This is a genomic window from Bacteroides reticulotermitis JCM 10512, assembly GCF_000517545.1.
GTDB lineage: Bacteria > Bacteroidota > Bacteroidia > Bacteroidales > Bacteroidaceae > Bacteroides > Bacteroides reticulotermitis.
Genome location: NZ_BAIV01000025.1, coordinates 68,507 through 81,233 on the forward strand (window position 1 = coordinate 68,507; position 12,727 = coordinate 81,233).

The following is a 12,727-nucleotide window of genomic DNA, read 5'->3' on the forward strand; positions in this document are numbered from 1 at the left end:
ATCTTAATTTAAAGTCCATTTCAAGGCCAACGTCGGAATGGTATAAAAGCCATCACGTCCGCCAAAGTTATTACTCAGTTCTACCTCCGTTCCCACACTTAAGTTGAAGTCTTTATTCACTCCCTTGATGCGGTTCAGATTTACCCAGAACTGCGGTTCGGCCAAGAATATTGTTTTACCGTAATTGGTTTCTTCACGCCACCAGTCGGCAAACCCTGTAAAGGTCAGCAGTTTGTTGCTGAAGTTCACATACCAGGTTCCGGTCAACTGAAAGTTGTTAGGCGATTTATGTTTCTGGATGTACTTGTACATTGCCGAAACAGAAAAGCCCTTAGAAAAAGATTCATTGTTGTACGTGTAAGTGGCTCCTCCCAGATAAGCGTTATTATAGGAGAATCCTTTAGCCAAACCGCCATTGTATTCAAGATGCGCGGAGAAAGGGCCTTTCCAGAATTTCAATTCACGGGCAATCTCCCAATAAGCCGATGCAACGCCTTCGGACGTATAGTCCATATCGACAAAGAAGAAAGTACTACCCCAAGCGTCGGGATGAAACTTTTCGACGGTAGAAGTTAACAAGGGACGTCCTTTCAAATCCTTATCGTACAAGGAACGTCCGAAATCGTAGTGCAACTGAATGTTTTGGGCACATAGGTTTGGCATGCTCAGAAACAGCATGCACAGCGTAAAAGCGGTAATAACTTTCTTCATGATTAAATATACGTGGTTAAATGAAGTGCAAAAATAGTTAAATAAACAGATATGCAGGTATTCTGGCACAAGTTTTTTAGGAGTAGCTTTTTTAATACCTATCTTGCCGGAAACAAATTGGATTCGTACTTTTGTAAAAACAATAAATAACAACCCTCCATGGAAACGAATATAGAAATAGAGAAGCACCCGCTCGAGCCTTTCCTCCCTTCCAACGCCAAGCTGCTTATGCTGGGCAGCTTTCCGCCGCAAAGGAAGCGATGGTCGATGGACTTCTACTATCCCAACCTGAACAACGATATGTGGCGTATTACCGGGTTGCTTTTCTTCAAGGATAAGAATCATTTTCTGAATGAAACGCTGAAAGCTTTCTGCCGGGAAGAGATTATCGACTTTCTGAATGCGCAAGGAATCGCTCTTTTCGACACAGCCTCGTCTATCCGCCGGTTACAAGATAATGCTTCGGATAAGTTTCTGGAAGTGGTTCAGCCCACGGATATCGCAGGACTGCTCAGCCAACTGCCGGAGTGCAAAGCGATTGTCACCACGGGACAGAAAGCTACCGACACACTCCGTCAACAATTTGATGTAGAAGAACCCAAGGTAGGCGATTTCTCCGAATTCAGGTTCGCAGAACGCCCGATGCGATTGTACCGAATGCCTTCTTCCTCCAGAGCATATCCGTTGGCATTGGAGAAGAAAGCCGCCGCCTACCGCATCATGTACCAGGATTTGCAGATGTTGTAAATCGATAGTAATAGAATGTATTAACTTTTAAAAGATCAGATAGAAATGAAAACAGTATTCTTACAATACCCCGCTTGCAGCACTTGTCAAAAAGCCAAGAAGTGGCTGGAAGAAAATAAAGTAGCGTACACCAGTCGCCTGATTGTTGACGAAAACCCCACGGTCGAAGAGTTGAAAGCCTGGATTCCACGCAGCGGTCTGCCGATACGGAAGTTTTTCAATACCAGTGGCGTTGTATACAAGGAGCTTAATCTCAAAGATAAACTACCAACGATGAGTGAGGAGGAGCAAATTGCTTTGCTCGCGACCAACGGCAAACTGGTAAAACGCCCGCTGATCGTAGCCGAAGACTTTGTTTTAGTTGGCTTCAAAACTGACGAATGGGCAAGGCTTAAATAGTTTATCCCGGGGAGCGGATAACTTTTCGTGCCGACATAATAACTGTTTCTCCTCGAAGAAGCTGTCGCACACTTCGGGGAAAACAGACAACTACCGCATTCTCTGCGAATGGATGAAGCGTTTGTTTGAAAAGCTTGTATGCTTTGTATGAGTGAGTTATCCAATCAACAGCCGCAGAAAGTAATGAAAAGGAACAGCTGATCCTACGGTTGTCGGAAACTCATCACCCGCCCCAGAAGAGAGAGCCGAGAAATGGATTTCTTCAATTCTTGAAAACTTATTTGTCAAATAGCTTGCGAGTTCAGAACTTTCGACTACCTTTGCAGCCGCAAATACGGGAGTAGCTCAGTTGGTAGAGCACTGGTCTCCAAAACCAGGTGTCGGGAGTTCGAGCCTCTCCTCCCGTGCAACAAAAGCAGTTGTAAGTCATTTACTTACAACTGCTTTTGTCTTTTCAGGCCTTGCTCGAGTGAGGCATCAACCTGATGAATAACAACATCTGTGAGAGAAGGAGTGAAAGACGTTGTTTGGGCTATTCCATTATCTATAGACATTACCAGCAACGCCTTCTTCTCAATTCTTTATTTCCGTTCCAACCCTTTGGTAGCCTCAACCAAGCGGATGAACTCGCGGCGATATCCCTTATCGTCATTATTCAATCCTTGTTTAGCCAAGTCAATCACCTTTTCGTAGGTCGCATCTCCTTTAAATTCAGACTCACGAAGCAATTGCCCATACATCGCTACGGCAGACGCGAATAGGAAATCACCAGATTCTTTATCCCACTTACTATCAATGAAAGGAAGTTCCAGTTTTTTGCTTGTCGATTTATCCGGATCTTTATAGCGTAGCTTTACAGTCAGCAGTTCATTCGATCCGGTTGTCTGTACAGTCGACGGCTTCTTGTTTTTCTGATATTTCAAGTCGTCTACTTTGCCTACATAGGTATTCTTCACGCCCACCGGAACCACTTCGTAGAAGGCAGTTACCGTATGTCCGGCTCCCAAATCACCGGCATCCTTGGCGTCATTATTAAAATCTTCATCTTTCAACAGGCGGCTTTCATAGCCAATCAACCGATAAGCCTGTACGAGAGAGGGATTAAATTCTACTTGCAGTTTGACATCTTTCGCCACCGTGTGCAGCGTTGACCCGAACTCATTCACCAATACCCGGTTAGCTTCTTGCATATTATCAATATAGGCATGGTTACCATTCCCCTTTTCGGCCAATGTCTGGAACTTCTTGTCCTTGTAGTTTCCCATTCCATAACCCAGAACCGTCAGGTACACCCCACTCTTCCGTTCGGCTTCTACCAATTTTTCCAATCCTTCAGCAGATGAAACTCCTACGTTAAAATCGCCATCGGAGCAAAGAATGATACGATTATTGCCATCAGCCATGAAGTTCTTCTTCGCCATTTTATAGGCTAACAGAATACCTTCGCCTCCAGCCGTAGAACCACTGGCAGTCAGTTCATCAATCGCTTCACGTATCTTCTGTTTATCACTTCCCGGAGTAGATTCAAGGTTCACACCAGCCCTACCCGCATAGGTAACAATCGCCACCTTATCTTTATCACGTAGGTTATTAACAAGTAGTTTCAAAGACGACTTCACCAAGTCCAAACGGTTTGGTCCCCACATCGAACCGGATACATCGATCAAAAACACCAGATTAGAAGCCGGCAAGTTTTCCGACGGAATTTCTTTAGCCTTCAAACCGATACGAACCAGACGGTGTGCGGTATTCCAAGGACAAGCACCGGCTTCTATGCTAAATTTCACCGGATCATTTCCCATTGGCTTCGGATAATCGTATGAGAAATAGTTCACAAGCTCTTCCGTGCGAATGGCATCAGTCGGGGGAAGTTCTCCTTTATTAATAAAGCGGCGCATATTGCTATAAGAAGCCGCGTCTACATCAATTGAAAAAGTGGAAAGCGGCGCGTCACCTACCTGCTTAAAAGCATTCTCATTGATTGAACCATACTCTTCCGCATTCGCGTGCTCGTAGGTAATTACCGGTGCAGTAAATGCTATTTTACTCTTGGACAGTGCTCCCGTCACTTTAATCGGCCTTGTACTTCCGGTTCTTGCAGCTTTTCGAGAACTTCCATATCCAACCACTACACACTCTGCCAGCTCATAATCTTCTTGTTGAAGCTTCACATCCAGCTTCTCCGACCGAACAACGCGCTCCTCTTTCTTATAAGCAATATAACTGAATATAAGAGTTTCTCCCTTCTTTGCCTCGATGCTATATTTGCCGTATTGATCGGTAAATGTCACTTGCTGAGTTCCCTTTAGCTGTACGGTACAACCAATGATTTCCGAACCATCTGCTCCATCAGTCACCTGGCCTTTCACCGTCAGGGTTTGTCCCCAAGCAGTTCCTAACGCAACTAACACTAACATCATTGTGAGCATCGTCGCTCTGAGTTGAATTGTTTTCATAACTTTATTATTTTAAATGATACAAATTATTCGCTTTTACTATAGAGATGCAAATACATTCCGGATTCCATAAACGGGGGCAAACTTTTTTTTTATTTTTCTTTCCCTTGTTGTTATTCTTGATCGCTATGCCTATCTTTGACAGCAAAAAGAAACTGCTTTTTAGAAGAAACATATCCAAACTGCCGGACGAGGACTTACTCTCTCAGTATACAAAGTCGGGCAATACGGAATATTTCGGTGAATTATACAACCGACATATCCCGTTACTGTATGGACTCTGCCTGAAATATCTATCCGATGAAGATCGCGCACAGGATGCCGTAATGCAACTGTTCGAAGATCTGCTACCTAAAATCAAACAATACGAGATAAAGGTGTTCAAGCCCTGGCTCTATCAGGTAGCTAAAAACCATTGTTTACAGCTCTTACGAAAAGAAAATAAAGAAATTCCGCTGGATTATGCCATCAACGTTATGGAATCGGACGAATTTCTGCATCTATTAAGTGAGGAGGATGGTTCGGAAGAGCAACTTCGGGCCTTGCAACATTGTCTGGAGCAATTGCCGGACGAACAACGTGTCAGCATTACGCGTTTCTTTTTAGAAGAGATGTCGTATGCCGATGTTGCGGAAGCCACCGGATTTACGCTGAGTCATGTGAAAAGCTATATCCAGAACGGAAAGCGAAACTTAAAAATCTGTATTAAAAAGCAAACCCTATGAAACTATTGGACTACATACGAGGACTCCGCAAAGGGAAAGAGGCGAATCGACTGGAAAAAGAGTCGATGAAAGACCCTTTCCTTGCCGATGCTATGGATGGGTACCAGCAAGTGGAGGGAGATCATGAACGAGAAATCGAAAAATTGCGTAGACGCATCCTTGCCCATTCGACAAAGAAGCGCACGTATGCCATTGCTTGGAGCGTTGCAGCCTGTCTGGTCATCGGATTCGGCATCAGTACCTATTTCCTATTCCTGAAAAAGAACATAACCGATGACGTATTTATTGCTCAAGAGTCTGTTCTTACAACAGAAACGGATTCTACGGCCCGCCAACAGGAAACGGCTACGGCTACTTTAGCAGATAGTTCACGGGATTCCGCCCGAGTAACTCCTCCGTCCGTTCCAAGCAAGAAACCGGATCGTAAATCGGCCCTTGCACAAGCTAAGCCCGAACAAACCAAATCGGCTCGTGTCGTCGCCGAAGAGCTAGAAGTCATAGAACCGATCTCACCATCTCCGGCTATAAACCACAAAGTAGCAGCGGATGAGAAAGTGGCTATCATCTTAGAAGATACCCAAAAGCAAGTAGAGATAGCCAGTTCGGAGCAGTCGAAAAATCGCAGTCTCCAAGCTATGGCTAAAGATAATAAAATCCGGGGCGTTGTGAAAGACCCCTACGGAGAACCACTTATCGGCGCAACGGTAAACTACTCAGGTACCAATATAGGAACCGTAACCGGAGTCAATGGAGAGTTCACTTTGGACAAACAGGAAGGAAAACAAAAACTGACTGCAAGGTATATCGGTTATGATACAGTTGAAATGCCGGTAGATTCGAACCGGGACATGCTCTTTGCGATGAAAGAGAGCGATATGGCACTCAGCGAAGTTGTAGTGACTGGCTACGGTAAGATAAGTAAAAAGTCAATAACCGGTTCTATAGCAAAAGCACACCCCAAGGAAGCGGATAGCCGAAAGACCCGCAACCTCTTATCGGTATGCGTAAATACCAGAAGTACCTCAAAGAGAAACTAGTTCGTCCAACGGATGAATGCCGAGATATAAAAGGAGAAGTCACCTTGAGTTTCTCTATTGGGCCCGATGGTACGCCGACTCATATCACGGTTGTGAAGAGCCTATGCGATTCGGCGGATCAAGAAGCGATCAGACTGCTACGGGAAGGTCCAAAATGGAACACCAGTAGCTTGCAGGCAGAAATAAAGGTGAAGTTCTGACACATATTACCAGAACTCCACCTACATCCTTATCTATTATTTATATCAATTCATAGCTGGAACTCTGTATCGGCATATCGAGATTATGCAATACTTTCTCCAACAAGATTCCTTCCCGATTATCGTATTCATAACCAAACGTAGCGCGAATGCCCTGCAAGATAAACTGCGTGGCACGATCTAAAGCGATCGGCAAGCTATCGCCCTGCAACAACGCACCGGTGATTACACTGGTGAAAGTGTCACCCGTACCCGGATAATGGGCTGGCAGGTAAGGACAAGTTATTTTCCAGTAACGATCTCCTTGCCGATTGTATGCATATACGGAAGTCTTATGCGGATCTCCGCATACCGGCACACTGGTGATAATAACGATTTGCGGTCCTTTGTCTGACAAGATACGCAAGTATTCTTTCAGTTCTTCATCTGTATTTTCTGCTTTGTAAGGCATATCGAGCAGATAAAAGAACTCTGTCAGATTAGGCGTTACAACATCGGCTTTCTTGATAAGTTGCCGCATCTCCCGAACCATCTCTTCATTGAAGTTGGTGTACAGCTGCCCATTATCTCCCAATACCGGATCGGCCACTACCAAGCTATCGGCAGGACTGAAGTTATCGATAAAGTCGGATACGATCTGTACCTGCCGGGGAGATCCCAGATAACCGGTATAAATAGAATCGAACTTCACATCTAACTTCTTCCATTCGGCTATAATCCGGGGCATCTCGTCCGTTAGATCAAGAAAAGAGAACTCCGGATATTGCGTGTGGCTGGACAACACGGCGGTTGGCAGCGGGCACACCTGAAATCCCATCGACGAAAGAATGGGAATAACTACCGTTAACGAGACTCTGCCCATGCCCGAAAGATCGTGGACGGCAGCTACGCGCTTTACTCTGTTTGTGTACATATATTATATTACTTATTTTAAAATCACCAATACCTCCCGGGCCCCATGCGCTCCCATCACCAAGGCTTGTTCAATATCAGCCGTCTTCGATGGACCGGAGATAAAGGCTCCAAAACGGAACTCTTCCTTATCCAGTATGCGGTATGCGTCGTACATGGTATCTACGATCCGTGTCCTGTTGAGCAGGATAACCAATCGCTCCGAGATGAAATAGACGGCTTTATGCTTCACCGTTTGCGGTATCCATATCGCACCATTTTCGGCAACGCTATCTCACCGGCGACAACGGCTAAATCGGTTCCATCCAGTTCGCGGGGATCTTCCAGATCGTCGGGGTTGAATGTAGCGCAAGTTATCTCCGGCAGCACAGACGCGATGCGTCGGGCATCGGGATACGTTTGCCGGATAATGGCATTCAAATCTTCTCCTTCTCCCAAAACTACGGCTTCTCCTCCTACTGCACGACTAATCGTACAAAACTGGGCAACCTTGTCCGAGTACACCAAGCGTTCCATTCTTTCCAGATCGGGCTTTTCATAACGCGCCTGTGTATGTTGGCGTATGCTCGCTAGTATTTCTTCTTTGCTACTCATTGCTGTTCCTCCTTTCCCTGTACTTTATTCTTTTTCCACATTTCGTTGAACGATTCTTTGGCAAACTTCGGCAGTTCACGCCCTTTCCCCCAATCATTCAAACTGTTATATTTCAGAAAACGCGGCAGTCCGTTCACTACCGGAGAGGCCCACAAAGCTGCATTGAACAGGACGGGACGCTCCATCAGGAATTTCATTTCGCCGGACATCACTTTCTTGGCTGTACTTGCCTTGCCCAGCTGATCCAGTTTCTGCCGCCATTTGTATATCTGTTCGGCCAGATCGACCTTTACCGGACAAACATCGGAACAAGACATACACAGCGAACAGGCGGAAAGATTATCATAGTATTTCTCCGGTTCGTGCGCCATGCCCAGGTTTATACCGATAGGGCCGGGAATAAAATAGGTATAAGAATATCCTCCACTGCGTCGGTAGACGGGGCAAGTGTTCATACAAGCACCGCAACGGATACAGTTCAGCGTCTTTATGTGGTCGGGCTTGGAAAGCAATGCGCTCCGCCCGTTATCTACAATAATAATATGGTATTCGCCTCCTTCGCGCGGATGTCGATAATGCGAAGTATAGGTCGTGACGGGTTGTCCCGTGGCTGATCGTGCCAATAGGCGGGTAAATATGCCCAACGCCTCCATGTCCGGCACAATCTTTTCCATTCCGAAGGCCGCAATATTCAGTTTAGGGAAGGAAGTTCCCATATCGGCGTTCCCCTCATTCGTGCAGACAACAATATCTCCGGTAGAAGCTACAGCGAAGTTCGCACCGGTCATGGCCGCTTCGGCACCCAAGAACAGATGACGAAGATTCTTACGTGCCGCATGGGTCAGGTAGGTCGGATCGAAGTTGCCTTTTTCCGTCCCCATCTCCTTTTCAAACAGTTCGCCTACTTGCTCGCGCTTGATGTGGATGGCAGGAAGTACAATGTGGCTCGGTTCCAAATGCATCAATTGCAAGATGCGTTCGCCCAGATCGGACTCTACGACATCAATGCCGTGATCGATCAGATACGGATTGAGTCCGCACTCCTCGGCCAACATCGACTTACTCTTCACAAAATGCTTCACGTTATGTCCGGAGAGTATATCGAATACGATTCGACAGTATTCGTCGGCATCCTTCGCCCAGTGTACAATGGCTCCATTGGCGGTTGCATTCTGCTCAAATTCCAGCAACAGCTCTTCCAGATGGCTGTTGGAATAGAGTTTCAGCTCGCAGGCTTTATCACGTAACTCTTCCCATTCGGGAACGTCTTTACTCATTTTATCTCTTTTGGCACGAACCATCCAAAGGGTTTCATTGTGCCATGCGGCCATCTTGCCATCCTGCAAGAACTTCTCGGCAGCTTTTGAATGTTTGGTACTCATGATTGCGACGCTAAGATTTCTACGACATGAAGAATTTTTATCGGAAGCTTTTCCCGTTCGATCACTCCCTGCATATGCATCAGACAAGAGCTGTCGGCCCCGGTGATGTATTCGGCTCCGGTGGCTATATGATCGTTCACTTTGTCACGCCCCATGCAGGTGGAAACCGCCTGCTCCTCTACGGCAAACATTCCGCCAAAACCACAGCACTCATCGATATGGCTCGGTTCGAACACGTCGATGCCTTCTACCATTTCGAGTAGATCGCGTAGTTTGTTGTAATAGGGGATGTTCAATTCGCTCGGCGCAGATATAAGCAGTTCGCGTACGCCGTGGCAACTGTTATGGATGCTGACTTTATGAGGAAAGCGTGCCGGTATCTTATCCGGCTTCAGCACATCATGAATAAAATCACAGATGTCGTAAATCTTCCCGGAACTCTGGCACGAATGCCCTTCTTTCTCTAATATGCCCGGATGATTTTCTTTAACGAAGGCCACACAGCTGCTGATGGGCCAACAATGTAGTCGTACTCGCGGAACAGGTCATCGAAACGGAGGGCTAGATGAGCCGACTCATTTTCAAAACCTGCATTCGCCATGGGCTGTCCGCAACAAGTCTGGTCCAATGGATAATCAACATCCACTCCCAGGCTTTTCAATAACTTATACGATGCCACGCCGACATTGGGTAGATGGCATTGATGTAACAGGGAATAAACAAACCTACTTTCATACTTACAACTTTATCACGTAGTTCCCGGAAATGAGAAAGCCGGGATTCTTATTTTATAGTTATTTTCTCGAATGTCTATAAGTTTGTGCGTTTGCAGGCAGAGTCTCCATCACGGGGATGTCGCTTCACACACCTACTGCCTGGGCAGTTACTAAAAGAACAAGGCTAAAGGAAGAAATGTTCGGACGAAAGTGATTCAAAAAGATCGGTATTGGCTCCTTCATCGAATTCTTTTTGCTTGATTGGCCCGGTCCCGATACCGACCTAAGGCTCTGTTTGGGAAAACAAGTTCCCCAAGCAGACGTCGCGTTCGAAGAATGCGCTCCATTAGATACCCGAACTTCCGGCGCGATATCTTCCGCCTTGCAAAGAATGAAAGATTTACTTATTCTTTCTCATAAATTACCAGATTGTCATCCGTTTCGCGTACTTCCACTTTGAAACATTGGGGAATCTGCTTCTGAACCCACCGGGCTATGTTCTCGGCTGTCGGGTTAAAAGGAAGTACTTCGTTGAGATTCTGATGATCTAACTTCTCTTTGATCACATCCTTAATACGAGCGAAATCAATAACCATCCCATCTGCATTCAGCCGTTCGGAACGGCAATAAACGGTAATAGTCCAATTATGCCCGTGCAAGCTAGCACAATTGCTGCGGTAAGGAAGAACGAGCTTATGAGCTGCCGAAATAGTAAATCGTTTGACTACTGTAAACATTACACTGCTTTTTTTAATAGTTATATATAGCGAATGTCGCCTTAATGCAATATCACAAAGGTAGCATAAAATAAAGTCTTCATTCAGCAATCACCGTTATTTTTTTCTTATTTTTGCCGCATGAAAACTCTCTATATCATTTTGGGCAGCATTTCATTGGCATTGGGCATTATCGGCATATTTCTACCGGTGTTGCCCACAACCCCTTTTCTGCTACTTACTGCCGCACTCTACTTCAAGGGTTCACCCCGCCTCTATCAATGGCTGCTGAATCATAAATATTTCGGTCCGCACATCCGCAACTTTCGGGAAAACAAATCCATCCCGCTCCGTGCGAAGATCATTTCTCTATCACTGATGTGGGGCACCATGCTTTATTGCATCTTTTATCTGATTCCTTACCTATGGGTACAAATCGTATTGGCTCTCATCGCAATAGGAGTTACTTATCATATTCTTTCTTTCAAAACATTGAAAAAGTGAGCAAGACCGGTGCGGGCGTCAGCTAGTTTATCTTCCCAATGCTTTACGGAATTCTGCCCGATCACGTCGGTCACATACTTTACGGAGATGAATGGAATCTCCTTCGACCGGCAGACAAAGGCCTGTGCAAAGGCTTCCATATCGACCACATCACCGGCTACGTGAACCAGTTCGGTCAGAAAGCCATCGCCGGTATTGCAAACTCCGGTTTCAGTCCAATCCCGACAAAAGCCTTTAGCTTCCAACAAAGCGGATGTGTCGATTTCACATTCCATCCCCAAATCTGACAGTTTCTGCATATCCCGGTCGACAAACTGCCGACAAACAAAAATGGTGCCGACTTCATGATTGACCGTTCCCGCTGTTCCAATATTTAAGACTAAGTCAGGCTGCACCTGACGAATAGCTTCGGCCAGATGAAAGGTAGACTTCACTTTTCCTATTCCGGTACGTACATAGTAAAACTCGGCATCCGGCCACTTTATGTCTACAAACTCGCCCTGAACAGCGTATGTTACTAATATTTTAAGCATATGTTTACTGATAAATAGGTTATCGAATGCAAAAATAAGAATTTATGATCAATTTGGTTAAGAATGACCTCCAATTGATCATAAATTCGAGGTGACGCATTTTTAGTTTGCCTGGTTTTTCACTGATTAACCAAGCAAAGTGCTACGACAAAAGCACCTATTTCACAATATAACTCTTCAGTGCCTCAACATATTCTTCAAAAGCTTCCAACTTTCGGGGTCACCTTGCAGATGGTACAAGGCATCTTTCCTTTAAACGTTTTCTTTACTTTCACATAGCCGGCACTGCTCAGTTTCTCGATTTGTACACTCAGGTTTCCTGCTGTCGCCTTCGTCTGCTGCCGAATGTAGACAAAGTCGGCTTCATCGACAGAAATCAGCAAAGACATTATGCCCAGACGCAGTTCGGAGTGAAGCAACGGATTTAGTTCTTTAAACATAGGCTCATTCTTTACACTCATTTTTTCTATTTTCCGCATTCAGCATATGGCTGGGTATAATCATCATCACTACAAAGTTAGCGGCAAAAACCAGGATCTGTTCCGGTGCCCGCACCACCAAACAAAGGAAGGAGAGGATAATGCCTGCGATGCCAAAGTACACATAAACTTTGTAGTCGGCCACACAACCTGTCAAAGTGATCGATGCCGACATCAATAAACTCACAAAGAAGAGAATGGGAATATTATAAATGAAGGCGGCTGCCGAAACCCCGAAACAGACCAAACCCATAATCAACCAGATGTATTTAATGACACGGTCGAGGTATGTTTTGGTCATCACCGGTTTCTCCCGTCTACCCAACCAAAGCATACCTACCCCTCCAAGTATTGGTATCAGCAACCAGCCCAACATGACCCATTGTTGTTGCAAAAGTACCACTCCGGCATAGACAGCCAAAGAGGTAAGGATTGTAGCATACCCCCACAACAAAGCGGGTACACCGGCATTCTGCCGTACATTCTTCTTCGTATTCAAAATCATCTGAGAGATTAAAGCCAAGCTTTCTTTCTCGTTAAGCATTCTATCTTCCATATTTTTACTGTTTTATATTTCTATTCATACACCTTTTTATTATAAATCCCGGTTTAACGC

Annotated in this window: 11 protein-coding genes, 1 tRNA gene and 4 pseudogenes; 6 read left to right on the plus strand and 10 right to left on the minus strand. The window is 45.4% G+C overall.

What is annotated here, in order from left to right:
* Positions 1 to 3 precede the first annotated feature (3 nt).
* A complete protein-coding gene (locus tag JCM10512_RS14830) occupies positions 4 to 711 on the minus strand; it encodes a nucleoside-specific channel-forming Tsx family protein (RefSeq protein WP_044164377.1) in 708 nt (235 codons plus the stop codon).
* Between the two features lie 159 nt (positions 712 to 870).
* Between JCM10512_RS14830 and JCM10512_RS14835 the strand changes: the two genes are divergently transcribed.
* The 3 genes from JCM10512_RS14835 to JCM10512_RS14845 all read left to right on the plus strand — a co-directional run bounded on the left by JCM10512_RS14835 (position 871) and on the right by JCM10512_RS14845 (position 2,264).
* Entirely contained in the window at positions 871 to 1,458 is a 588-nt protein-coding gene (locus tag JCM10512_RS14835) for a uracil-DNA glycosylase family protein (RefSeq protein ID WP_044164318.1), read from the plus strand.
* 45 nt (positions 1,459 to 1,503) lie between these two features.
* Entirely contained in the window at positions 1,504 to 1,857 is a 354-nt protein-coding gene (locus JCM10512_RS14840; protein ID WP_044164320.1) for an arsenate reductase family protein, read from the plus strand.
* A 334-nt stretch (positions 1,858 to 2,191) separates the two neighbouring features.
* A tRNA-Trp gene (locus JCM10512_RS14845) sits at positions 2,192 to 2,264 on the plus strand.
* Positions 2,265 to 2,438: 174 nt separating this feature from the next.
* Here the strand turns inward: JCM10512_RS14845 and JCM10512_RS14850 are convergent.
* Positions 2,439 to 4,313 carry a vWA domain-containing protein gene (locus JCM10512_RS14850; RefSeq protein WP_044164321.1) on the minus strand — a complete coding sequence of 625 codons (1,875 nt, stop codon included), beginning with the start codon at positions 4,311 to 4,313 and terminating at the stop codon, positions 2,439 to 2,441.
* A 128-nt stretch (positions 4,314 to 4,441) separates the two neighbouring features.
* Here JCM10512_RS14850 and JCM10512_RS14855 point away from each other — a divergent pair, with 128 nt between their 5' ends.
* Entirely contained in the window at positions 4,442 to 5,038 is a 597-nt protein-coding gene (locus JCM10512_RS14855) for an RNA polymerase sigma factor (RefSeq protein WP_044164379.1), read from the plus strand.
* Positions 5,035 to 6,275 (plus strand): annotated as a pseudogene (locus JCM10512_RS14860) (carboxypeptidase-like regulatory domain-containing protein). The gene JCM10512_RS14855 and the pseudogene JCM10512_RS14860 overlap by 4 nt, the downstream one beginning before the upstream one ends.
* Positions 6,276 to 6,315: 40 nt before the next feature.
* Here JCM10512_RS14860 and JCM10512_RS14865 read toward each other — a convergent pair.
* From JCM10512_RS14865 to JCM10512_RS14885, 5 genes and pseudogenes are all read right to left on the minus strand, one after another.
* Complete coding sequence (locus JCM10512_RS14865) at positions 6,316 to 7,188, minus strand: pyridoxamine kinase (RefSeq protein WP_044164323.1); 873 nt, start codon at positions 7,186 to 7,188, stop codon at positions 6,316 to 6,318.
* A 12-nt stretch (positions 7,189 to 7,200) separates the two neighbouring features.
* Positions 7,201 to 7,781, minus strand: a pseudogene (locus tag JCM10512_RS14870) (LutC/YkgG family protein).
* Positions 7,778 to 9,163 (minus strand): lactate utilization protein B, encoded by a 1,386-nt coding sequence (locus JCM10512_RS14875; protein ID WP_044164325.1) that lies wholly within the window; start codon positions 9,161 to 9,163, stop codon positions 7,778 to 7,780. The pseudogene JCM10512_RS14870 and the gene JCM10512_RS14875 overlap by 4 nt, the downstream one beginning before the upstream one ends.
* Positions 9,160 to 9,898, minus strand: a pseudogene (locus JCM10512_RS14880) ((Fe-S)-binding protein). The gene JCM10512_RS14875 and the pseudogene JCM10512_RS14880 overlap by 4 nt, the downstream one beginning before the upstream one ends.
* Positions 9,899 to 10,283: 385 nt before the next feature.
* Positions 10,284 to 10,616 (minus strand): 6-pyruvoyl trahydropterin synthase family protein, encoded by a 333-nt coding sequence (locus tag JCM10512_RS14885; RefSeq protein ID WP_044164327.1) that lies wholly within the window; start codon positions 10,614 to 10,616, stop codon positions 10,284 to 10,286.
* A gap of 120 nt (positions 10,617 to 10,736) precedes the next feature.
* Here JCM10512_RS14885 and JCM10512_RS14890 point away from each other — a divergent pair, with 120 nt between their 5' ends.
* On the plus strand, positions 10,737 to 11,099 hold the full coding sequence (locus JCM10512_RS14890; RefSeq protein ID WP_044164329.1) for a YbaN family protein: 363 nt from the start codon (positions 10,737 to 10,739) through the stop codon (positions 11,097 to 11,099).
* Here JCM10512_RS14890 and JCM10512_RS14895 read toward each other — a convergent pair.
* From JCM10512_RS14895 to JCM10512_RS14905, 3 genes and pseudogenes are all read right to left on the minus strand, one after another.
* The gene (locus JCM10512_RS14895; RefSeq protein WP_044164331.1) at positions 11,066 to 11,632 is read right to left on the minus strand and encodes a 5'-methylthioadenosine/S-adenosylhomocysteine nucleosidase family protein; all 567 of its coding nucleotides are present in this window, start codon (positions 11,630 to 11,632) and stop codon (positions 11,066 to 11,068) included. The genes JCM10512_RS14890 and JCM10512_RS14895 overlap by 34 nt on opposite strands.
* 157 nt (positions 11,633 to 11,789) lie before the next feature.
* Positions 11,790 to 12,072: pseudogene (locus tag JCM10512_RS14900) on the minus strand (winged helix-turn-helix domain-containing protein).
* Positions 12,073 to 12,076: 4 nt separating this feature from the next.
* A complete protein-coding gene (locus JCM10512_RS14905; RefSeq protein WP_044164333.1) occupies positions 12,077 to 12,667 on the minus strand; it encodes a hypothetical protein in 591 nt (196 codons plus the stop codon).
* Positions 12,668 to 12,727: the final 60 nt, after the last annotated feature.

Coding starts and splice junctions, on each gene's coding strand:
- JCM10512_RS14840 (WP_044164320.1), top strand. CDS start 1,504: ATGAAAACAGTATTCTTACAATACCCCGCTTGCAGCACTTGTCAAAAA.
- JCM10512_RS14835 (WP_044164318.1), top strand. CDS start 871: ATGGAAACGAATATAGAAATAGAGAAGCACCCGCTCGAGCCTTTCCTC.
- JCM10512_RS14865 (WP_044164323.1), bottom strand. CDS start 7,188: ATGTACACAAACAGAGTAAAGCGCGTAGCTGCCGTCCACGATCTTTCG.
- JCM10512_RS14895 (WP_044164331.1), bottom strand. CDS start 11,632: ATGCTTAAAATATTAGTAACATACGCTGTTCAGGGCGAGTTTGTAGAC.
- JCM10512_RS14905 (WP_044164333.1), bottom strand. CDS start 12,667: ATGGAAGATAGAATGCTTAACGAGAAAGAAAGCTTGGCTTTAATCTCT.
- JCM10512_RS14885 (WP_044164327.1), bottom strand. CDS start 10,616: ATGTTTACAGTAGTCAAACGATTTACTATTTCGGCAGCTCATAAGCTC.
- JCM10512_RS14850 (WP_044164321.1), bottom strand. CDS start 4,313: ATGAAAACAATTCAACTCAGAGCGACGATGCTCACAATGATGTTAGTG.
- JCM10512_RS14830 (WP_044164377.1), bottom strand. CDS start 711: ATGAAGAAAGTTATTACCGCTTTTACGCTGTGCATGCTGTTTCTGAGC.
- JCM10512_RS14890 (WP_044164329.1), top strand. CDS start 10,737: ATGAAAACTCTCTATATCATTTTGGGCAGCATTTCATTGGCATTGGGC.
- JCM10512_RS14855 (WP_044164379.1), top strand. CDS start 4,442: ATGCCTATCTTTGACAGCAAAAAGAAACTGCTTTTTAGAAGAAACATA.
- JCM10512_RS14875 (WP_044164325.1), bottom strand. CDS start 9,163: ATGAGTACCAAACATTCAAAAGCTGCCGAGAAGTTCTTGCAGGATGGC.